Here is a 21923-nt window from a genome sequence, read left to right on the forward strand (position 1 = left end):
TCTCCATGGCGATTTGAGACCGCGTCAAATCTGGCCTATGTCGTCATTTGGGACCGCGCTTTGACGCGCGCCCGCTTCGATGATGCGATTCAAAGGCACAGATGCGTCCATGACCGGATCCAATTGGTTCGATTCCCAAACCATCCTCGATGGCATCCGCCGCTGGGTGGAGATCGAGACGCCGACGGAAGCGCCTGAACAGGTCAACAAGCTGGTCTCTCTGGTTGCGGAGCAATACCGCGACCTGCCTGCCACGCTCGAGCGCGTCGCCGGCGTGGATGGCTGCGGCGATCATCTCGTGGCGCGCACGAATTGGGGTCAGGATCGGCCGGGCATCCTGGTGTTGAGCCACCTCGACACCGTTCATCCCATCGGATTCATCGAACGCCTGCCGTTCAAGGTCGAAGGCGACGTCGCGTTCGGTCCCGGCATCTACGACATGAAGGGCGGTGCCTACATCGCCCATCACGCCTTTCGCGCGCTTTGTGCGACGGCCGATCGCTCGCCGCTCGGCATCACCCACCTGTTCACCTCAGACGAGGAGATCGGCAGCCCGACGTCGCGTGCGCTGATTGAGAAGGAAGGGCGCAAGGCCAAGTATGTACTGGTGACGGAGCCGGCGCGCGACGGCGGCAAGATCGTCACCGGACGCAAGGGCGTCGGGCGCTTCCAGGTGTTCATCAAGGGTGTGCCCGCGCATGCCGGCTCCCGGCCCGAGGACGGCCGCAGCGCCGTCCGCGAGCTTGGCAATATCATCCTGGCACTGGAAGGGATGAACGATCCGACGCGCGGCGTCACCGTCAATGTCGGCGTGGTGCGCGGCGGCACGCGCCCCAACGTCACGCCGGAAGAGGCTTATGCCGAAGTCGATCTGCGCGTGCTGAGCCTGAAGGACGCAGACGAGCTCGTCGGCAAGATTCTCGGGCTGACGTCGAAGACGGACGGTGTCACCGTCACGGTCACCGGCGAGCTCAATCGTCCGCCCTACGAGAAGAGCAATGCAGGCGCCTCGCTGTACGAGCATGCGAAGACGCTCGCCACGGAGATCGGCTTCGAGCTGATCGACACGCACACAGGCGGCGGCTCGGACGGCAATTTCACCGCCGCGCACACCGCGACGCTCGACGGGCTCGGCGTCGACGGCAAGGGCGCGCACACCCATTATGAGCAGCTCTATGTCTCGTCGCTCGCGCCGCGCGCGCGGCTGCTCCATCGCCTGTATCAGACGCTACGATGAGCGAACGCAAATCAGACACCGATCGCGACGACAGCGAGCGCGCCTTCTTCGGACGGCGCAAGGGCCACAAGCTCAGGCAGCACCAGGCCGGGTTGATCGAGCAGCTGCTGCCGCATCTTGCGCTCGACATCGACGGTGAGGCTCCGGCGGATGCCCGCGCGATCTTCGCTCCCGTTGCTGAAGATGTCAGGCTCGAGATCGGCTTCGGCGGCGGTGAGCATCTTGTGGCCGAGGCGACGACCTTCCCTGCGACCGGCTTCATCGGCTGCGAGCCCTATGTCAACGGCATGGCGAAGATCCTCGCGCAGATCGAGGCCGCCAACATCGGCAACATCCGCCTGTTCGCGGGCGATGCCGCCGAGCTCCTGGCCTGGCTGCCGGAGGATTCGCTGTCGCGGATCGACCTGATCCATCCCGATCCCTGGCCGAAACGGCGGCACTGGAAGCGGCGCTTCGTCCAGGACCGGACGATCGCCGCGATGGCCCGCGTGCTCAGAAGCGGCGGCGAGTTCCGCTTCGTCTGCGACATCGACGATTACTGCGCCTGGACGCTGTCGCATCTTGCGCGCTCGCAGGACTTCGTCTGGCTTGCCGAACGCGCCGATGATTTCCGGCAGCCTTGGCCGGGCTACACCATGACGCGCTACGGCCGAAAGGCCGCGCGGGAAGGACGCAAGGCGGCTTACTTGCGGTTCAGGAGAGTGTAGATTCCGCGCGCACGATCATCCGATCGTCATGCCCGGGCTTGTCCCGCCCATGACGACACCTGTCTTAGATCGTCCGTCGGTTGCGCCAGAAATTCACGACGCGTTCGGCGGTCGTCGGCATCAGGCGCGCGAAGTTCACGCGCGCGGCCTCGATGTCGGCATCGGCGGGCGTGCGTTGCGGACCGTACCAGAGCAGGATGAGCGCGCGCACCGTGGGCCAGCCGAGATTGAGCACGCGGCCCAGGATCAGAAGCGGATCGTAGCGGTCGCCCGCGATCAGACGGTCGAGGATCGAGAGGCGAACGCCGGACATCGCCGAGAGCGAGGCGATCGATTCCTCGTATTTGTGCGCCTTGGCGAAACCGAGCAGCGCGCTCTCGCCGAGATGGCCCTCTCGGTACAAGGCGAGCACCGTGCGCTGCGCGCCCGAAAAATCGCGTCGCGGTCCCGGCGGCAGCGCGGCCTCCTCGATTGCCGCCATCGCGCGCTTGATCTCGGCCTTGCGCGCGGGATTGACCACGCTGGAGAGGCGGCGGCGGATGACGTCGAGCGTCCCGTCGAGAAGCTGTTTCAGATGCTCGCCGGAGAGGTCGTTGCGCTGGCCTATCCTGAGGGTCAGCACGCCGTCCTGCGCCGCCCGCTTGATCATCTCGGAATAGCTGCCTGGTGAGAACGCCGCACCGGCATTGCCTGCGGCGCGGCGTACCACGTCGCGATCGCCGCGCTCGACCAGCACGTCGGTGACGACGGGAGACAAGGCCGGGCGCTCCGTCATCGCCAGGAGATGGCCCTGGCCTTTCAGGCGCGCGATCTCGACGAGAGCCGCGTCGTCGAGCACGGGCGAGCGGCGCAGCACGGGACCGGCCACCATGATCTCGTTTTCGCGCGCGAGCTGATTGACCAGGTGCGGCGGCGCGTTGTTCAGGCGCGAAAAGCGCTCGGCCAGATCGACGCGCGAGGCCAGCTCGGCATGGGGGACGAGATCGATCAGGAGATTGTCGAAGAGATCGATCAACTCGGGGCGGAGCTTCTCCGCATCCTGGAGAAACAACTGGGCGATGGCCCGCGCGATCTCGCCGCGTCGCCGCGGATCGCCGCGTTTGACGATATCGTCCAATCCAGGAATGAGCGACGTGGCAACGGTCATGAAAACGCAACTCGAACGGGGCACGCCGCGGGTGCGCCCTTGGTTCAAGCCGCCCCACGATCGGGGAATTTAGGCCTGCTTGATGAAAGAAGCGTTGCGCAGGGTCCGCAGATCGGCGCAAAAAGGCCCGTTCCCGCTGCGATGGGCCTTGTCCGGGCGGGCGGAAAGCGCTATATCAGCGCCAATTCATCTTCTCATACGATCCGCGTAGTGAGAGTGGGCCCGCAAGGACCCGCTCTTTTTTATTACCTGAACGCGGCTTGTCGAAAGATGCGGCCCGACGCGCTGTCGGGAGAGTTCCGAAACGGGCTTTGAAGTCGTAACCAAGCCTTAACCATCGAGCGCCCTGACCCTGGACATGACCGAGCCGAACCCTGGTTCCACGGATGCCGAATTGCTGGCCGAGCCGCGGCTCGTGGTCGAGCCGGGCGTCGCGGCACGGGTGTCCGCGGTGGCTGCTCCCGTGCTCCAGGGCATGGGCTATCGCCTAGTGCGGATCCGCATTTCCGGGGAAGCCGGCTGCACCGTGCAGATCATGGCCGAACGGCCGGACGGCTCGATGCAGATCGAGGATTGCGAGGCGATCTCGCGGGCATTGTCGCCCGTGCTCGACGTCGCCGATCCGATCGATCGCGCCTACCGGCTGGAGATCTCCTCGCCGGGGATCGACCGCCCGCTGGTGCGCCGCTCCGATTTCGAGCGCTATTCCGGACATCTGGTGAAGATCGAGATGGCGGTCGCGCATGAGGGGCGGAAGCGCTTCCGCGGAACGCTCGGTGCTGTCGAAGGCGACCGCGTGCATCTGCATCGCGACGACGTCAAGTCGGATGACGATGCCGACGTTCTCCTGACCATGGAGGATATCGGCGAGGCCCGGCTGGTGCTGACCGACGAGCTGATCGCCGAATCCATGCGCCGCGGCAAGGCCGAGGCACGCGAGATGCGCCGCAATCTCGGTATCGAGCCACCGCAGGCGCCGCACGCGAAGATCAGCGAGAAAATCACCAAAAACACCAGGCCGAAGAAGAAGCCGGCCCCGACCAACACGAAGAAACATCGCCTGGCCGCCGAACGCGCGCGGCGGGGCGAGATCGAGCCTGACCAAGGAGACTAGCCATGGCAGTCAGCGCCAACCGACTTGAATTGCTTCAGATCGCCGATGCCGTTGCACGCGAAAAATCGATCGACCGCGGCATCGTCATCGCGGCGATGGAGGACGCCATCGCCAAGGCGGCGCGGGCCCGTTACGGCAGCGAAACTGACGTTCATGCCGAGATCGACCCGAAGAAGGGCGAGCTGCGGCTGTCGCGCCACATGCTGGTGGTCGACAAGGTCGAGAACCATTCCAACCAGATCTCGCTGGTGGACGCGCAGCGCGCCAATCCTGGCGCCCAGGTCGGCGACACCATCGCGGACACCCTGCCGCCGCTGGAATATGGCCGCATCGCCGCACAATCGGCCAAGCAGGTGATCGTGCAGAAGGTGCGCGAGGCCGAGCGCGACCGGCAGTACCAGGAATTCAAGGACCGCATCGGCGACATCGTCAACGGCGTCGTCAAGCGCGTCGAATATGGCAGCGTGATCGTCGATCTCGGCCGTGGCGAAGCCATCATCCGCCGCGACGAGATGCTGCCGCGCGAAGTGTTCCGCAACGGCGACCGCGTCCGCGCCTACATATTCGACGTCCGCCGCGAGACGCGAGGCCCCCAGATCTTCCTCTCCCGCACCCATCCGCAGTTCATGGCAAAATTGTTCGCGCAGGAAGTGCCGGAGATCTACGACGGCATCGTCGAGATCAAGGCGGTGGCCCGCGATCCCGGCTCGCGCGCGAAAATCGGCGTGATTTCCCGCGATTCCTCGGTCGATCCGGTCGGCGCCTGCGTCGGCATGCGCGGTTCGCGCGTGCAGGCCGTGGTGAACGAACTGCAGGGCGAGAAGATCGACATCATTCCCTGGTCGCCCGATATCGCGACCTTCGTGGTCAACGCGCTGGCGCCGGCGGAAGTCTCCAAGGTCGTCATCGACGAGGACCGCGAACGCATCGAGGTCGTGGTGCCCGACACCAACAACCAGCTCTCGCTGGCGATCGGCCGCCGGGGCCAGAACGTGCGTCTGGCCTCGCAGCTCACCGGCTGGGACATCGACATCCTGACCGAGCAGGAGGAATCGGAGCGCCGCCAGGCCGACTTCGAGAACTCCACCCGCGTCTTCATGGAATCGCTCAACGTCGACGAAGTGGTCGGCCAGCTGCTGGCGTCCGAAGGCTTCACCTCGGTCGAGGAACTCGCAATGGTGGACGTCAAGGAACTCGCCGGCATCGAGGGTTTTGACGAGGAGACCGCGCAGGAGCTCCAGAACCGCGCCCGCGAATATCTGGAGCAGCAGGAAGCCGAGCTCGAGGCCAAGCGCAAGGAGCTCGGCGTCGAGGACGCCCTCAAGGACGTGCCCGGCGTGACCTCGAAGATGCTGGTGAAGTTCGGCGAGAACGACATCAAGACGGTCGACGACCTCGCCGGCTGCGCCACCGACGATCTGGTCGGCTGGACCGAGCGCAAGGAAGGCGGCGAGCCGACCAAGCACGCCGGTGCGCTCGATGGCACCGACATTTCCCGTGACGACGCCGAAGCGATAATCATGCAGGCCCGTGTCAAGGCCGGCTGGATCACCGAGGCCGATCTCGCCAAGCCTGCTGAAGAGGCTGCGGCGACTGAAGACCAGCCGGCGTAAGGGCCGAGGAGGATGTCGCCCGGATGCTCGCCAGCATTGACAGCGAACTCGACCATGGGCCGCGGACCGAAAGGTCCGCGACCATGCGCATGTGCGCGGTCAGTCGCGAGGTCCGGCCCATCGACGAGCTGATCCGCTTTGTCGTATCGCCGCAAGGCGACGTGGTTCCCGATCTCAAGCGCAAGCTGCCCGGACGCGGCATGTGGATCACCGCCTCACGCAAGGTGGTTGCAGAAGCTGTTCGTCGTCACCAATTTAGCAAGGCCTTCAAGCGCGACCTGCGCATCCCTCAGACGCTTCCCACCGACATCGAGGCGCTCCTGGTTCGGAGCGTGACGGAAGCCCTTGGGATCGCCGCCAAGGCGGGCCAGGTCGTGGCCGGCTTTGGCAAGGTCGAGAGCGCCCTTCGGGAAGGCACGGTCGAGGTCCTGATCCATGCCAGCGACGGGGCCGCGGACGGAATCCGCAAATTGGACATGCTGGCACGTCAAAATGTCGGAAATCGCGGCGCTCAGCCGCAGATTCCCGTCGTAACTGCACTGAAATCGATAGAATTGGATTTGGCACTCACCCGGTCAAATGTGATACATGCTGCGCTGCTCGCGGGCCCGGCGAGCAGGTCATTCCTGTCACGTAGCCAGATGCTGGTCCGATACCGGATGGCGGACGATGACAAGACTGCCGAAAAGCACGGCCAGGATTTCTGAGAGACAACGACGACCCAATTGGACGGTGCGGCAACGCACAACACCGATAAATCAGGATTAGGACTGCTGAATGGTTGATACCAAGACCCCTGGCGACAAGAAGCTGAGCGTTCCGAGCAAGACGCTATCGCTCAAGCCGCGCGTCGAAACGGGGACCGTGCGCCAGAGCTTTAGCCATGGCCGCAGCAAGCAGGTCGTGGTCGAGAAGCGCGGCAAGCGCCGCATCGGCGATGGTCCCGAGCCGCACGCGCCTGAGGTGGCTGCAAAGCCGGCGCTGGCCGCACCCGCCGCGCCGTCGCGCCCGGCTCCGCCCGCCCCGCCTCGCAACGCCGGTTCCGGCGTGGTGTTGCGCACCCTGACCGAGGACGAGCGTTCGGCCCGTGCCAGCGCGCTGGCCGATGCCAAGCTGCGCGAAGTCGAAGAACGCCGCCAGGCCGAGGAAGAGGCCCAGCGCCGCGCGGTCCGCGAGGCCGCCGAACGCGCCGAGCGCGAAGCCGCCGAAGCCCGTCGCAAGGCCGAGGACGAGCGCCATCGCCACGAGGACGAAGCCAAGCGGAAGGCCGAGACCGAAGCCAAGAAGCGTTTTGGCGAAGGCGAGCAGCCGGCAGCGGCCGCGCGTCCCGCAACCGCGGCACCGGCCGCGCCTGCGCCGCGGCCCGGCGCCCCCGCGGCCCGGCCCGGAACCACCACGACCCGCCCGGGAACCACGACGGCGCGTCCCGCAACGACGACCGCGCAGCGTCCGGGTGCACCGGCAGGTCGCGGCCCCGCAGTTGCGGCCGAGCCCGACGAGGAAGAGGCTCCGCGCCAGATCCGTCGCGGTCCCGGCGGCGCCGCGCGTCCCGCGCCTCCCCCCAAGACCACGCACAAGCCCGGCCCGCAGAAAGAGCGCGGCCGCCTCACCGTGGTCACCGCGCTCAACGCCGACGAGGTGCGCGAGCGCTCGATCGCCTCGTTCCGCCGCCGCACCCAGCGCCTGAAGGGCCATGCCTCGAACGAGCCGAAGGAAAAGCTCATCCGCGAGGTGATCATTCCGGAAGCGATCACCATCCAGGAGCTCGCCAACCGCATGGCCGAGCGCGCGGTCGACGTCATCCGCATGCTGATGAAGCAGGGCGCGATGCACAAGATCACCGACGTGATCGACGCCGACACCGCGCAGCTGATCGCCGAAGAACTGGGCCACACCGTCAAACGCGTTGCCGCGTCGGACGTCGAAGAAGGCCTGTTCGACACCGTCGACGATTCCACCGACACCGAGACGCGCTCGCCCGTCGTGACCGTGATGGGTCACGTCGACCACGGCAAGACTTCGCTGCTCGACGCACTCCGCCACGCCAACGTCGTCTCCGGCGAGGCCGGCGGCATCACCCAGCACATCGGCGCCTATCAGGTGGTGTCGCCCGAAAGCGGCAAGAAGATCACCTTCATCGACACGCCCGGCCACGCCGCATTCACCGCGATGCGCGCCCGCGGCGCCAAGGTCACCGACATCGTCGTGCTGGTGGTCGCGGCCGATGACGGCGTGATGCCGCAGACGGTCGAAGCCATCAACCACGCCAAGGCGGCGCGGGTGCCGATCATCGTTGCCATCAACAAGATCGACAAGCCCGACGCCAAGCCCGAGCGCGTGCGCACCGAGCTGCTCCAGCACGAGGTGCAGGTGGAATCCTTCGGCGGCGAGGTCGTCGACGTCGAGGTGTCCGCCAAGAACAAGACCAATCTCGACAAGCTGCTCGAGATGATCGCCCTCCAGGCCGAACTCCTCGACCTGAAGACCAATTCGCAGCGTCCGGCCGAAGGCACCGTGATCGAGGCCAAGCTCGATCGCGGCCGCGGTCCGGTCGCGACCGTGCTGGTGCAGCGCGGCACGCTCCGGGTCGGCGACATCATCGTCGCCGGCGCCGAAATGGGCCGTGTCCGCGCGTTGATCTCGGATCAGGGCGAGACGGTGCAGGAGGCCGGTCCCTCGGTGCCGGTCGAAGTGCTCGGCTTCAACGGTCCGCCCGAAGCCGGCGATCGTCTCGCAGTGGTCGAGAACGAAGCCCGCGCCCGACAGGTCACCAGCTACCGTGCGCACCAGAAGCGCGAGAACGCGGCAGCCTCGATCTCCGGCATGCGCGGCTCGCTCGAGCAGATGATGTCGCAATTGAAGACGGCGGGCCGCAAGGAATTCCCGCTGATCGTCAAGGCCGACGTGCAGGGCTCGCTGGAAGCGATCCTCGGCTCGCTGGAGAAGCTCGGCACCGACGAAGTCGCAGCCCGCATCCTGCATGCCGGCGTCGGCGGCATCTCGGAATCCGACGTGACGCTGGCCGAAGGCTTCAACGCCGCGATCATCGGCTTCTCGGTTCGTGCAAACAAGGAAGCCGCTGCGGCCGCCAAGCGCAACGGCATCGAGATCCGCTACTACAACATCATCTACGACCTCGTGGACGACGTGAAGAAGGCGATGAGCGGCCTGCTCGCGCCGACCTTGCGCGAAACCATGCTGGGCAATGCCGAGATCCTGGAGATCTTCAACATCTCCAAGGTCGGCAAGGTCGCCGGCTGCCGCGTCACCGACGGCACCGTGGAACGCGGCGCCAATGTGCGCCTGATCCGCGACAACGTCGTGGTGCACGAAGGCAAGCTGTCGACGCTGAAGCGCTTCAAGGACGAAGTGAAGGAAGTCCAGTCCGGTCAGGAATGCGGCATGGCCTTCGAGAGCTATCACGACATGCGTGCCGGCGACGTGATCGAGTGTTATCGCGTGGAGACGATCCAGCGCTCCCTGTAAGTCCAAATCTTACCGAAGCGTTCGGATCTTTTTGAACTGAAATTGCGGGAGTGCGATGGCCGGATTTTTCCGGCCATCCACCCCTCTTCGTTTCAACAGGAAAACGACAATGCCCGTGTCCCAAGTACGGGCATGACGAGGTGATTTTCGAGAATGCCACGCCATCATCAGAAGAAGAGTTCCGCGCCCGGCGGGGGCTCGCAGCGTCAGTTGCGCGTCGGCGAGCAGGTTCGCCACGCGATGGCCGACATTCTGGCGCAAGGCAATGTGCATGATGCGGATCTCGAAGGTCACATCATCACCGTGCCGGAGGTGCGGATGTCGCCCGACCTGAAGCTCGCGACGGTCTACGTGATGCCGCTCGGTGGCCGCGACACCGAGGTCGTCATCGCGGCGCTCGAGCGCAACAAGAAATTCGTGCGCGGCGAGATCGCGCGGCGCGTTAACCTGAAATTTGCACCTGACGTTCGCTTCCGCGTCGACGAGCGATTCGACGAAGCGGAACGGATCGAGAAGCTTTTGCGAACACCTGCGGTGCAGAAGGACTTGGACAAGGATCTGGAACAGAATCCGGCTTCGGATCGGGAAGAAGAGCAATGACCACGGACCCGGCTCACGGCACGATCGGCGGCAACGATGCCGATCAGCGCGATGTGCAGAAGAATAATTTCGCGGAGTTGGGAAGCGATGCCCGGCCGCATCAGGAGCCGCGCCGCGTCAACAACGATCCACGCGCCAAGCAGCAGAAGGGCAACCAGCCGCGCCGGGACCGCCGCGACGTCCATGGCTGGGTCGTGCTCGACAAGCCGATCGGAATGACCTCGACGCAGGCGGTTGCCGTGCTCAAGCGCCTGTTCAACGCCAAGCGCGCCGGCCACGCCGGTACGCTCGATCCGCTCGCCTCGGGCGGGCTGCCGATCGCACTCGGCGAAGCCACCAAGACCGTCCCCTTCGTGATGGATGGCCGCAAGCGCTACCAGTTCACGGTCTGCTGGGGCGAGGAGCGCGACACCGACGACATCGAGGGCCGTGTCACTGCAACCTCCGACCAGCGCCCGACCCGGGACGCCATCCTGGCCCTCCTGCCCCGCTTCACCGGGGTGATCGAGCAGATCCCGCCGCGCTATTCCGCAATCAAGGTCCAGGGCGAGCGCGCCTATGACCTTGCGCGCGATGGCGAGGTCGTGGAACTGGCCCCCCGGCCGGTCGAGATTCACCATTTAACCCTTGTGGATCAACCGGATAAGGACCGGGCCGTATTCGAGGCCGAGTGCGGCAAGGGCACCTATGTCCGCGCCCTGGCCCGCGATATGGGCCGGATTCTCGGCACTTACGGCCATATCTGCGCGCTGCGGCGGACCTTGGTCGGCCCATTTGGCGAGAACGACATGATTCCGCTGGATCAGTTGGAGGCTTTGTGCGATAGAGCCGCGTCCGGCGAGGGCAGCCTCGCCGACGCGCTTTTGCCCGTTGAGACCGCGCTGGACGACATCCCGGCACTGGCCGTCACTCGGGCTGATGCGGCAAGGCTCCATCGGGGCCAGGCCGTTTTGTTGCGCGGACGGGATGCGCCCACTTGTAGCGGCACAGTCTATGTCACGGTGGCAGGCCGGCTTCTCGCGCTTGCCGAAGTCGGCAATGGCGAAATCATCCCCAAGCGTGTGTTCAACCTGACCGGCCTGACTGCCAGCTCCGGTCGCAACGAGAGAAATTGACGATGTCGATTGCCGCAGAACGCAAAGCGGAAGTCATCAAGACGAATGCCACCAAGGCCGGCGACACCGGCTCGCCCGAGGTTCAGGTCGCGATCCTGTCGGAACGCATCACCAACCTCACCAACCATTTCAAGACCCACGTGAAGGACAACCATTCGCGTCGCGGCCTCTTGAAGCTGGTCTCGACCCGCCGCTCGCTCCTCGACTATCTCAAGAAGAAGGACGAGGCGCGGTACAAGGCGCTGCTTGAGAAGCACAATATTCGTCGTTAAGTGTTCCTGCGCGCGCCACTGGCGCGCGTTTTCGCGCGTTGTTTCGAACGAAAGCGCTTCCTTAAAGGTTTTTGATCGAGGCTGCGTGCGCGTCGGATGCGAGTCTTTGAGGATTCGCATCCGGGCATGAAGAGTGAAGGCCGCGGTTCGGTGTTCGCGTTCGTGCCGACTGACAGTCCAGCAGCAATCCGGCGGCTGGGCACAACGGGCAAGGCGCCCGTATGACCCGAAAGGATGGACGCCATCCGAAATCCAAAAACCATGGCAGGATCGCAGGACGCTGATCATCCGCTCCGATCAGCGTCCCGCAATCTTGCGCATGGTTTTTGTTTTTCGGCGCATCCCTTCTTTCGAGAACCCATGAAAGAAGACCACTATGTTCAATAAGCATTCAGTCGAGATCGACTGGGGCGGACGCCCACTCAAGCTCGAAACCGGCAAGATCGCGCGCCAGGCCGACGGCGCCGTCGTCGCCACCTATGGCGAGACCGTGGTGCTCGCCACCGTCGTCGCGGCGAAGGCGCCGCGCGAAGGCGTCGACTTCCTGCCCCTGACCGTCGACTACCAGGAAAAGACCTACGCCGCGGGCCGCATTCCCGGCGGCTATTTCAAGCGCGAGGGCCGTCCGACCGAGAAGGAGACGCTGGTCTCCCGCCTGATCGACCGTCCGATCCGTCCGCTGTTCGTCGACGGTTGGCGCAACGAGACCCAGGTGATCGCCACGGTGCTGTCGCACGACATGGAAAACGACCCTGACATCGTTGCGCTGGTGGCCTCGTCGGCAGCGCTGACCTTGTCGGGCGCTCCGTTCAAGGGCCCGATCGGCGCTGCTCGCGTTGGCTTCGTCAATGACGAATATGTGCTCAACCCGACGCTCGACGAGATGGTCGACACCCAGCTCGACCTCGTCGTCGCCGGCACCGCCGACGCCGTGCTGATGGTGGAATCGGAGGCCAAGGAGCTGAACGAAGACATTATGCTCGGCGCAGTGATGTTCGGTCACCGTCACTTCCAGCCGGTCATCAACGCCATCATCGAGCTCGCCGAGAAGGCCGCGAAGGAGCCGCGCGAAGTCACCGTGATCGACAATGCCGCGCTCGAGAAGGAAATGCTCGGCGTCGTCGAGCAGGAGCTGCGCGCCGCCTACGCCATTCCGGTCAAGCAGGATCGCTACGCCGCAGTCGGCAAGGTCAAGGAAAAGGTGATCGCCCACTACTTCCCGGAGGGCCAGGAGCCGAAATACGACAAGCTCCGTATCGCCGGCGTGTTCAAGGAGCTGGAAGCCAAGATCGTTCGCTGGAACATCCTCGACACCGGCAAGCGCATCGACGGCCGCGATTCCAAGACCGTGCGCAACATCGTCGCCGAAGTCGGCGTGCTGCCCCGCGCCCATGGCTCGGCGCTGTTCACCCGCGGCGAGACGCAGGCGATGGTCGTGACCACGCTCGGCACCGGCGAGGACGAGCAGTACATCGACGCGCTGTCCGGGACGTACAAGGAAACGTTCCTGCTGCACTACAACTTCCCGCCCTACTCGGTCGGCGAGACCGGCCGCCTCGGCGGCACCAAGCGCCGCGAGATCGGCCACGGCAAGCTGGCTTGGCGCGCGATCCATCCGGTGCTGCCGCCGCACCACGAGTTCCCCTACACGGTGCGCGTGGTGTCGGAGATCACCGAATCCAACGGCTCTTCGTCGATGGCGTCGGTCTGCGGCGCCTCGCTGGCGCTGATGGATGCGGGCGTGCCGTTGAAGCGGCCGACTGCGGGCATCGCGATGGGCCTGATCCTCGAAGACAAGCGCTTCGCGGTTCTCTCCGACATCCTCGGTGACGAGGACCATCTCGGCGACATGGACTTCAAGGTCGCCGGTACCGAGCAGGGCATCACCTCGCTCCAGATGGACATCAAGATCGAGGGCATCACCGAAGAGATCATGCGCGTCGCCCTTGGCCAGGCCAAGGAAGGCCGCATCCACATCCTCGGCGAGATGGCCAAGGCGCTGACCAACGCCCGCGCCGAGCTCGGCGAATATGCGCCGCGCATCGAGACCTTCAAGATCCCGACCGACAAGATCCGCGAAGTGATCGGCACCGGCGGCAAGGTGATCCGCGAGATCGTCGAGAAGACCGGCGCCAAGGTCAACATCGAGGACGACGGCACGGTGAAGGTCGCCTCCAGCGACGGCGAGGCCATGAAGGCCGCGATCAAGTGGATCAAGTCGATCGCCTCCGAGCCGGAAGTCGGCCAGATCTATGACGGCACCGTCGTCAAGGTGATGGAGTTCGGCGCCTTCGTGAACTTCTTCGGCTCCAAGGACGGCCTCGTCCACATCAGCCAGCTCGCGTCCAGCCGCGTGCAGAAGACCTCCGACGTCGTCAAGGAAGGCGACAAGGTCAAGGTCAAGCTGCTCGGCTTCGACGATCGCGGCAAGACCCGCCTGTCGATGAAGGTGGTCGACCAGACCACCGGCGAGGACCTCGAGGCCAAGGAGAAGGCCGCCGAGGGCGAGAAGGCCCCGCGCGAAGCGGCGGGCGAGTAGGCTCTCGCACCACAGCCAGAAACACGAAGGGCGGCCGAAAGGCCGCCCTTTCCATTTGTCCGACCGTGAAGATTGCTGTTTTCAGGTCGGATTGAGCAGCGGCCGGACGAAGAGTGCGGCAAGCACGGCGTGGTTGGCATCGCCGTGCTTGAACCGGAGGTCGTTGCGTTCCATGCGATGCTCGGCCTTGAGATGGCCGACGGCAGGCTCGATGGCGGATCTGCGGCGCATGGTGGCGGCCAGGGGATTGCCAGGACAGCGCCTTCACATGAGTGCGAACTGCCCGGCCGGCGGCCGAGGGCGCCGGATGGAGCACGCAATGATCATGTCGTCTGGCTCGACAGGAAGGCCACGAAGGCATGCGCGAGCGACGTCCCGGGAACCTCCGCCTGTAGTCCGACCTGCAGACTCTTGTAGAATTCGGCATCCTCGAGCTCGATGCTCACGAGCGAGCCGAACGCGACATCCTCGGAGACGGAATAGGCGAGGACGATCGAAATGCCGAGGTTGGCCTTCACGGCCTCCTTGACGGCAGCAGTGCTACCGAGCTGCATCCCCTTCATCAGCCGGTCCGCGTCCTTTCCGAGGAAGTCGCGAATGATCCGACCTGTGCCGGTACCGGTCTCTCCGCCCAACATTGGAAAGTCCAGCAGTCTCTGCCGTGGCACCCGACGTTCGCTCGCGAGCGGATGATCGGGACTGACGATAACGACGAGCTTCTCGCGCCGCCAGGCATGCCAACGCACGTTGCCGTGCGGCTCCGACCATTCAGTCAACGCCACGTCTGCCTCGCCGCTCAGCAGCGAATCGATGGTCTCTCGGTTGGTGCCGATCTTCAATGCGATCTTGGCGTCGTCGGCGTGTATAGTGTTGAATCCGGTCAGCAGGCGCGGGGCTAGATACACGCCGATGTTGCTGCTCGCGGCCACGGTGAACCGCCGTTGCCGCAGGCGATCGCGTGCGCGGCCTGCCGAAGCGACGAGTGCCCGCGCATGCGGCAGGAACATCTCGCCGTCGCGGGTCAGAATCGAGCGCGATTTGTTGCGTGCGATCAGCTGCACGCCAAGGAATTCTTCAAGCTTGCGGACCTGCAACGAGATCGTCGGCTGCGAATAGTCGAGCCGTTCTGCCGCGGTCTGGAAGCTGCCCTCGTCGACGACCGCAAGGAACGATTGGACCTGGGAAAGGTTTAGCATGGCTCCACCATCGCAAATTCTCGCGTCGCCGGACGATTGATGGCGCCGCGCGGCGTTCTGCCGTCGGCGAACTCAATGATGTTGAGCGCGGCCTCCAACTCGATGGCGCGACGGACATCGGCTACCGCCGAACCAAGATGCGGCGTGAACAAGGTGAGGTCCGTCAGGCTTAGCAGCGCGGGATCGATCTCGCGCGGCCGGTCCGGGATTGCCCAGTCCTCAAGCTCGAATACGTCCGCCGCGTAGCCTCCGAGCGTGCCTGCCTTCAGCGCCTCTGCGACGTCCCGCTCGCAGACGAGAGACCCGCGCGCGATATTCACCAGACAAGCGCCGCGTTTGAAGGTGGCGAGACGGGACGTGTCGATCAGATGATGCGTGGTCGGCGTTAGCGGCAATGCAAGCATCACGATGTCGGAGCGACTGACCATGGCATCGAGCGGAGCAAAAGTGCAGCCGAGCCTTCGTTCCTCCGTCACCGTCAGAGGCGTCGCGTCAGTGTAGAGAATCGTTGCATCAAAACCTGACAAGCGCTGCGCTATTGCGCGGCCGACCAAGCCCATGCCTGCGATTCCGATCGTCGCGCCGGTGAGCGTGCCGCCGTACAAGATCGGCCGCCAGCCGGAGAAATGTCCGGTTCGGATCAGCCGGTCACCCGCGGCGACTTTGCGAACGAGACCGATGGCGAGGCCGACGGCAAGCTCCGCGCTCGGCGCGGTCAGGTGATTGGGGACGATCGCCAGCCAGACGCCGCAGCGCGTGCAGGCCTCGACATCGAAATTATCGAATCCCTTCAGCGCGCCGGCCACGATCCTCAGATTCGGCGCGGCATCGAGCAATTCGGCATCGATCGTGTCGGTCATGAAGGCCAGCATGGCGTCCGCCGATCGCAGCCGGGTGCTGATCTCCTGACGCGTCCATGGCTCAGGCCGGTCGTTACAGATCAGATCGAATCTCGACGCCAGCAGATTGCGGGTGTCGTCGTGAACCATTCCGGTGATCAGGACGGTGCGGATCGGAGGAGGCGTGTGCATGGCGAATCTTGCTCACGGTTTGAGACCAAGGATACATTATAAAAAATTATCCAATACACAATGAATAGATCATATTTCGCGCGTTGTTGCACATCGCATGTTGCACGTTGCCGCCGATCCTTACCAGAAATTGCGGAAACTCGGTACTATCTGCCAGCCTCCGCCGCCAAGGCCTAATATTGTTATTTCAAATGTCATTCTGATGTCATCGACTTTGCTAATTAATTCCCTGCGCCACTCGCGGATGAGAGGGGCTGCCCAACAAGAGGACCTGTTCGATGATCACGCGACGTTATTTCGGAGGGCTCGCTGCCGCAAGCGTCGGCGCAGCCGCTTTCGGGCTTTCACAGCCGGGACGAGCCCAAGAGAGGCGCGGCGGCAAGATTCATCTGCGCTGCGCCATCGCGCCATTGCGGCCGACACCCGCCATCACGGTCAAGGAGTTTGAGCCCGTCTTCGCCCATGTGGCGAACGAGATCGGCGCCACCTATTCACTGGTTTCACCCGAGAGCTGGGCGGCAATCTCCGTCGCGATGTCGAACGGCCATATCGATCTCGGCTGGCTTGGCCCCTGGGGCTACGTTCTCGCTCATCACCGCGCCGGCGTCGAAGTCGTCGCAACCGCCAAGTACCGCGGTAAACCGATCTATCACGCGATCGTCGAAGGTCGTCCCGGCCTGCCGATCAAACGCTTCCCGCAGGATGCCAAGGGCCTGAAGCTCTCGTTGAGCGACCAGGGCAACACGTCGGGTTGGCTCATCCCGTATGCGCATCTCTTGAAAGAGGGCGTGGACCCGCGCAGCTTCTTCCAACTGCGCGAAGGCGCGACGTTCGGCAACAACGTGATGATGATCCAGCAAGGTCTGGTCGATCTCGGCTCCAACATGGACCGCGGCCGCTACGGCATGATCGAGGCCGGCGAGATGGATCCGAACAAGGTGCAGGTTTATTGGACGTCGGATCCGCTGCCGAACGACGCCATCTGCGTGCCGAAGGGCTTCGATCCGGCCCTCAAGGCCCGCATTCGCGACATCATGGTCGGGCTAAGCGAGGACAAGGCGCAATCGTTGATGGGCAGTGGATACAACGGCTTCGTTGCCGCAACCCATGCCGACTACAAGATCATTGAGGATGCTGGCCAGATCACCGGCAAGCTCAAGGTCTGATCCATGCGCGGGGCACGCCTTCGCGTGCCCCGCCTTTGTCCACAACAATCGGAGTAGAGCCGTGAGGATGACCTCCTACACGGCGGGCCGGCGCTATATCGAGCCGCACCCGTCGCCGTTTGACGTATCGCGCTTGGCGCGCGCCGCGGGTTTCACGTTGCTCCTTGTCTTTCTGGCGGCGACGTTCATGTCGGTCGACATCGATATCACCAGGCTGATCACCGGCCTGCCGAAGGTTGCCGGCTGGTTCGGCCAGATGTTTCCCCCCGATTTCAGCGAGATCGACCGCATTCTGCGTGATGCATTCCAGACGCTTGCGATGGCGACCGTCGGAACGGTCCTGGCACTGGTTGTGGCCGGCGCGCTCGCGCCGCTCGCGGCCCGCAACACGACGCCGCATCCTGTCGTCTACCGCGCGGTCCGCGCCGTGTTTTCGCTGCTCCGTGGCACCGAAATCCTAGTATTCGCCTTGATCTTTGTCGCTGCCGTCGGTTTCGGCCCGTTCACCGGCGTCCTCGCCATCGCCTTCAACATGACGGGCGCGCTAGGCAAGCTGCTGACCGAAGTCATCGAGCCCGCTGATCCCGGACCGATCGAGGCCATCAAGCTCACGGGCGCTGGACCGGTCAAGACGTTCCGATATGCGCTCCTTCCCGACGTGTTTCCGAACATCGTCGCGGTGATCCTCTATATCTGGGAATTCAACGTCCGCGCCTCGACGGTGCTCGGCATCGTCGGCGCCGGCGGTATCGGCCAGACCCTGAAAGACTCGATCGATCTCCTCGATTTCCCGAAGTTGCTCACGGTGCTCGGTGTGATCCTGATCATGGTCGTTGCCATCGACACCCTGAGTGGCTGGCTGCGCCGCATGGTGCTCAGTCCCGAGAGTGCCCGCGCCCGGCCGCTGCCGGTCGCCCGTCGCATCGAACAGGCCTGAGGAGGCTGCATCATGAATACCCTGGTGAAGATCGACGCTTCGGCGAGACCGGTCGCGACCGCACCGGTACGCCCGGCGATCCGCGTCGACAGCGTATGTAAGCGTTTCGGCGAGCGCCAGATCTTGGATCAGGTGAGCTTCGACGTCGGCGAGGGAGAATTCGTGGTGCTGCTTGGTCCGAGCGGTTGCGGCAAGTCGACCCTATTCCGCTGCCTGACGCGGCTGATCGAACCCGATTCGGGGCACGTTCTCATCGACGGTGTCGACGTCACGACGTTGACGCGCCGGCAGCTTATTCAGTTCCGCCGCCAGATCGGCTTCGTGTTTCAGCAATTCAACCTGGTGAAGCGGCTGAAGGCGATCGACAATGTGCTGGCCGCACGGCTCGCTTCCACACCTTTGTGGCGGGCTCTGCTCCGCCACTTCAGCGCTGAGGATCGCCAGCTTGCGCTCGCCTGTCTCGACAGTGTCGGGCTGCTCGACCAGGCCTACCAGCGCGCCGAACGTCTGTCGGGAGGCCAGCAGCAACGGGTGGCGTTCGCGCGCGCGCTTGCCCAGCAAGGCGACGTCATCCTCGCCGATGAGCCGATCTCCAGTCTCGATCCGGAATCGGCCGAGAACGTGCTGCAGATCATGCAGCACAGTGCCATGGAGCATGGAATCACGGTGCTGTGCAGCCTTCACCAGGTCGACCTGGCAGTGCGCTACGCCAACCGCATCATTGCCCTCAAGGCGGGGCAGGTTTTCTTCGATGGCCCGCCTTCCGAATTCGGACGTGACGTCCGTGATCGGCTCTACGCATTTTGATTCCGACCGCGGATACCTGGGCATGACCGAGCCAACCGTGATGCTGCGCATCGACGATCACGTGGTCGACGTCTCCGTTGGAACGAGCTTGCTTGAGGCGGCGCGGTGCCGCGGCATCATCATTCCGGCCGTCTGTGCGTGTGACCACGAAGGCTATGAGGCCGAGGCGTCCTGTCGCTTCTGCCTGGTCGAAATCGAAGGCGAGAACAAGCTCGCGCCCGCCTGCCGCCGCGAGGTCGCCGAGGGTCTCGTCGTGCGTACGTCGAGCGAACGCGTGCTGCAGGCGCGCAGGGTGGTCGCGGAGCTGACACTGTCTGAACAAGGGGCGGGTGCGTTGCGGCCCGGCTCTCGTCTCGCCGAGGCGCTCGCCCAGATTGGTGTCGGCGCGACGCGGTTTGGCCATCGGCCGACGATCGAGCCGGCAGTGCCACCGCATCCAGCGATCGTCGTCAACTTCGACGCATGCATCCGCTGCGGCCTGTGCCGCGCAGCATGTCAGGATGTTCAGATGAACGGCGTCATCGGGATGAGCGGCCGGGGTAACGACGCCCGTATCGTTTTCGATGCCGACGTGCCTCTGAGCGCCAGTTCCTGCGTGGCTTGCGGAGAGTGCGCCCAGGTCTGTCCGACCGGTGCGCTGGCGACGGTCTCGTCCGAGCCGGCCGTCGCGAGGTCGGTGCCGGCGACAACGGCGGACACGATCTGTCCCTTCTGCAGCGTCGGCTGTCGCGTGGAGTTGACGGTCTCATGTGGCCGCGTCGTGCAGGCGGCTGGCGCCGATGGTCCGGCCAACCATGGGCGGCTATGCGTCAAGGGTCGCTTCGGGTTCGACTTCCTGCACCATCCCGATCGTCTCAAAGTGCCGCTGATCCGGCGTGACGACGCACCCAAGCGAGCGATGCCGGTGCCTGGCCCCGCCGCGGTGAGCGAATTCTTCCGCCCTGCTTCATGGGACGAGGCGCTCGATCGCGCCGCAGCGGGGCTCAGAGCCGTCGCCGAACGGTACGGCGCCGATGCACTCGCCGTGCTTGGCTCTGCCAAGACCTCCAACGAGGACGCCTATATTCTACAAAAGATGGCGCGCTCGGTGCTCGGCACGCCGCATATCGATCATTGCACGCGCCTGTGCGCGTCCGTGCCGCCGCTCGGCGAGGCGATCGGCTATTCGGCGGTGACGGTGCCGATCGATGAGATCGAACACGCCGATGTCGCGCTGATGGTCGGGTCAAATCCGGAGGTCAACCATCCGGTCGCCGCGACCATCATGAAGAATGCCGTGCATCGCGGCACCAAGTTGATCCTCGTCGATCCGTATCACCAGCCGTTCGCGCGCCACGCCACTCATTTCCTCGCCCTCCGACCGGGCTCAGACGTCGCGCTCCTATCTGCAATGCTCCACGTGGTGATTGCAGAAGGGCTCTACGACCGCGATTTCGTCCGCGACCGGATCGATGGCTTCGACGACCTGGCTGCGCGCGTGCGCGGGATGACACCGAGCCTCGCCGAGCGGCTCACCGGCGTCGATGCTCACCGGATCGCCGCGGCGGCACGTCTGTTTGCGACCGCCGACCGCGCGATGTGCTTCTGGGGCATGGGCGCGTCGCAGCATGTGCACGGTGCGGACAACATCCGCTGCGTTATCGCGCTGGCGCTGATCTGCGGCCATGTCGGCAAGCCCGGCTCCGGCTTGCACCCGCTGCGGGGCCAGAACAACGTTCAGGGGTCTTGCGACGCAGGCCTGATTCCGTCGTCATTTCCCGGCTATGCATCGGTCGCCGATCCACAGGCCCGGATGAGGCTGTCGACATTGTGGGGCGCCGATCTGCCGGCCTCGCCGGGACTCACGCAGGTCGAGATTCTGCAAGCGGCGCATGCCGGCAGGATCCGCGGGCTCTATGTGGCCGGAGGCAATCCGGCCATGGCCAATCCCGATCTGACACGGACGCGAGAGGCGCTGGCGCGGCTCGACCATCTCGTCGTCCAGGACATTTTCCCAACCGAGACGGCGGCGTTCGCAGACGTGATCTTGCCGGCCACGGCGCTCGCCGAGCGGAGCGGCTCGGTCACCAACACCGACAGGGTCGTACAACTGCTTGCCCCCGCGGTTCCAGCGCCCGGAGATGCACGTCCGGATTGGTGGATCACCTCCACGCTGGCGAAGCGCCTCGGCGCGCCATGGCGCCACGATGGTCTCTCCGAGCTGTTCGACGAAATGGCGGCCGTGGTGCCGATGCTGGCGGGCACGAGCTGGTCGATGCTGGAAAGCGAGAAGGCAATCGCGCTGCCGCTTGGGCACGCTCCAAGCCTGTTCGCCGAACGCTTTCCGACGCCAAGTGGGCGCGGCCGTCTCGCCGCGCTCCATGGGCGAGGCCCTGCTGAAGAGCCCGATGCGGACTATCCTCTGATCCTGGTAACCGGCCGGCTCCTCGAACACTGGCATACGGGCTCGATGACGCGTCGCGCGCCGGTGCTGGAAGCCCTCGCGCCGGGGCCGGTCGTCAACGTCGCGCCTGACGTGTTCGATTCTCTTCGGCTCGAACATGCCGCACGTGTCCGCGTCGTAACCCGACGGGGCGGCGTCAGTGTCGCGCCGCGCCTCGATACCGGTTTGCAGGCGGGCGTGATCTGGATGCCATTCGCCTATTTCGAGGCCGCGGCCAACGACTTGACGAATTCAGCACTCGACGCGACCACGCGGGTCCCGGAGTACAAGTATTGCGCGGCGCGGATCATCGCCGAGCCAGAAGTCTAACAGGGCCTGTATCTGATCGTTGCAGAAGTACGCGCAAATCCTTTTGTCGCCTCGTTCCTTCAGCGCGCTGCTTTTCACTCTCCCCAGAGGGAAGAGGTCGAGCTGCGAAGCAAATCGGGTGAGGGGTTTGCTCCCACGAGAGAGTAGAACCCCCCACCCGGCGTTGCGCGCCGACCTCTCCCTATGGGAGAGGTGAACCTGACC

The 21923-nt window shown here is 64.7% G+C and carries 18 protein-coding genes; 14 read left to right on the forward strand and 4 right to left on the reverse strand.

The features are described from left to right. The first annotated feature begins 79 nt into the window (after positions 1–79). The gene (locus ACSHT2_RS19995) at positions 80–1237 is read left to right on the forward strand and encodes a M20 family metallopeptidase (RefSeq protein WP_440635999.1); all 1158 of its coding nucleotides are present in this window, start codon (positions 80–82) and stop codon (positions 1235–1237) included. Continuing rightward, entirely contained in the window at positions 1234–1944 is a 711-nt protein-coding gene (gene trmB, locus ACSHT2_RS20000) for a tRNA (guanosine(46)-N7)-methyltransferase TrmB (RefSeq protein ID WP_440636001.1), read from the forward strand. Before ACSHT2_RS19995 ends, trmB begins: the two co-directional genes overlap by 4 nt. A 64-nt stretch (positions 1945–2008) precedes the next feature. Here trmB and ACSHT2_RS20005 read toward each other — a convergent pair whose 3' ends face one another. Continuing rightward, positions 2009–3091 (reverse strand): DUF2336 domain-containing protein, encoded by a 1083-nt coding sequence (locus tag ACSHT2_RS20005; protein ID WP_440636003.1) that lies wholly within the window; start codon positions 3089–3091, stop codon positions 2009–2011. 358 nt (positions 3092–3449) lie between these two features. Between ACSHT2_RS20005 and rimP the strand changes: the two genes are divergently transcribed. The 8 genes from rimP to pnp all read left to right on the forward strand — a co-directional run bounded on the left by rimP (position 3450) and on the right by pnp (position 13830). Beyond that, entirely contained in the window at positions 3450–4205 is a 756-nt protein-coding gene (rimP, locus tag ACSHT2_RS20010) for a ribosome maturation factor RimP (protein ID WP_440636005.1), read from the forward strand. 2 nt (positions 4206–4207) lie between these two features. Continuing rightward, positions 4208–5818, forward strand: a complete 1611-nt coding sequence (nusA, locus tag ACSHT2_RS20015) for a transcription termination factor NusA (RefSeq protein WP_440636006.1) — start codon at positions 4208–4210, stop codon at positions 5816–5818. Between the two features lie 23 nt (positions 5819–5841). Then, on the forward strand, positions 5842–6525 hold the full coding sequence (locus ACSHT2_RS20020; RefSeq protein WP_440636007.1) for an RNA-binding protein: 684 nt from the start codon (positions 5842–5844) through the stop codon (positions 6523–6525). Between the two features lie 70 nt (positions 6526–6595). Beyond that, positions 6596–9304: a translation initiation factor IF-2 gene (gene infB, locus ACSHT2_RS20025; protein WP_440636009.1), complete on the forward strand. Its 2709-nt coding sequence runs from the start codon at positions 6596–6598 to the stop codon at positions 9302–9304. 153 nt (positions 9305–9457) lie between these two features. Continuing rightward, entirely contained in the window at positions 9458–9904 is a 447-nt protein-coding gene (rbfA, locus tag ACSHT2_RS20030; RefSeq protein WP_440636011.1) for a 30S ribosome-binding factor RbfA, read from the forward strand. Then, positions 9901–11019 carry a tRNA pseudouridine(55) synthase TruB gene (gene truB / locus ACSHT2_RS20035; protein WP_440636012.1) on the forward strand — a complete coding sequence of 373 codons (1119 nt, stop codon included), beginning with the start codon at positions 9901–9903 and terminating at the stop codon, positions 11017–11019. Before rbfA ends, truB begins: the two co-directional genes overlap by 4 nt. A 2-nt stretch (positions 11020–11021) precedes the next feature. Further along, positions 11022–11291: a 30S ribosomal protein S15 gene (gene rpsO, locus ACSHT2_RS20040; protein WP_124162439.1), complete on the forward strand. Its 270-nt coding sequence runs from the start codon at positions 11022–11024 to the stop codon at positions 11289–11291. Between the two features lie 376 nt (positions 11292–11667). Then, entirely contained in the window at positions 11668–13830 is a 2163-nt protein-coding gene (pnp, locus tag ACSHT2_RS20045; protein ID WP_440636014.1) for a polyribonucleotide nucleotidyltransferase, read from the forward strand. An 81-nt stretch (positions 13831–13911) separates the two neighbouring features. On the opposite strand, the gene ACSHT2_RS20050 is transcribed toward pnp, so the two are convergent. The 3 genes from ACSHT2_RS20050 to ACSHT2_RS20060 form a co-directional block, all read right to left on the reverse strand. Then, a complete protein-coding gene (locus ACSHT2_RS20050) occupies positions 13912–14061 on the reverse strand; it encodes a hypothetical protein (protein WP_440643044.1) in 150 nt (49 codons plus the stop codon). 92 nt (positions 14062–14153) lie between these two features. Then, positions 14154–15026, reverse strand: a complete 873-nt coding sequence (locus ACSHT2_RS20055) for a LysR family transcriptional regulator (RefSeq protein WP_440636016.1) — start codon at positions 15024–15026, stop codon at positions 14154–14156. Further along, on the reverse strand, positions 15020–16057 hold the full coding sequence (locus ACSHT2_RS20060; protein WP_440636017.1) for an NAD(P)-dependent oxidoreductase: 1038 nt from the start codon (positions 16055–16057) through the stop codon (positions 15020–15022). Before ACSHT2_RS20060 ends, ACSHT2_RS20055 begins: the two co-directional genes overlap by 7 nt. A gap of 278 nt (positions 16058–16335) precedes the next feature. Between ACSHT2_RS20060 and ACSHT2_RS20065 the strand changes: the two genes are divergently transcribed. The 4 genes from ACSHT2_RS20065 to fdhF all read left to right on the forward strand — a co-directional run bounded on the left by ACSHT2_RS20065 (position 16336) and on the right by fdhF (position 21719). Next, positions 16336–17223, forward strand: coding sequence for a phosphate/phosphite/phosphonate ABC transporter substrate-binding protein (locus tag ACSHT2_RS20065; protein WP_440636018.1), 888 nt, complete (start codon positions 16336–16338; stop codon positions 17221–17223). Positions 17224–17290: 67 nt separating this feature from the next. Then, positions 17291–18160, forward strand: coding sequence for a phosphonate ABC transporter, permease protein PhnE (gene phnE, locus ACSHT2_RS20070; protein WP_440636020.1), 870 nt, complete (start codon positions 17291–17293; stop codon positions 18158–18160). A gap of 12 nt (positions 18161–18172) precedes the next feature. Beyond that, on the forward strand, positions 18173–18967 hold the full coding sequence (phnC, locus tag ACSHT2_RS20075; protein WP_440636022.1) for a phosphonate ABC transporter ATP-binding protein: 795 nt from the start codon (positions 18173–18175) through the stop codon (positions 18965–18967). 22 nt (positions 18968–18989) lie between these two features. Next, complete coding sequence (gene fdhF / locus ACSHT2_RS20080; RefSeq protein WP_440636023.1) at positions 18990–21719, forward strand: formate dehydrogenase subunit alpha; 2730 nt, start codon at positions 18990–18992, stop codon at positions 21717–21719. The last annotated feature ends 204 nt before the right edge of the window (positions 21720–21923 follow it).

Source organism: Bradyrhizobium sp. PUT101 (assembly GCF_052043945.1).
Lineage (GTDB): Bacteria > Pseudomonadota > Alphaproteobacteria > Rhizobiales > Xanthobacteraceae > Bradyrhizobium.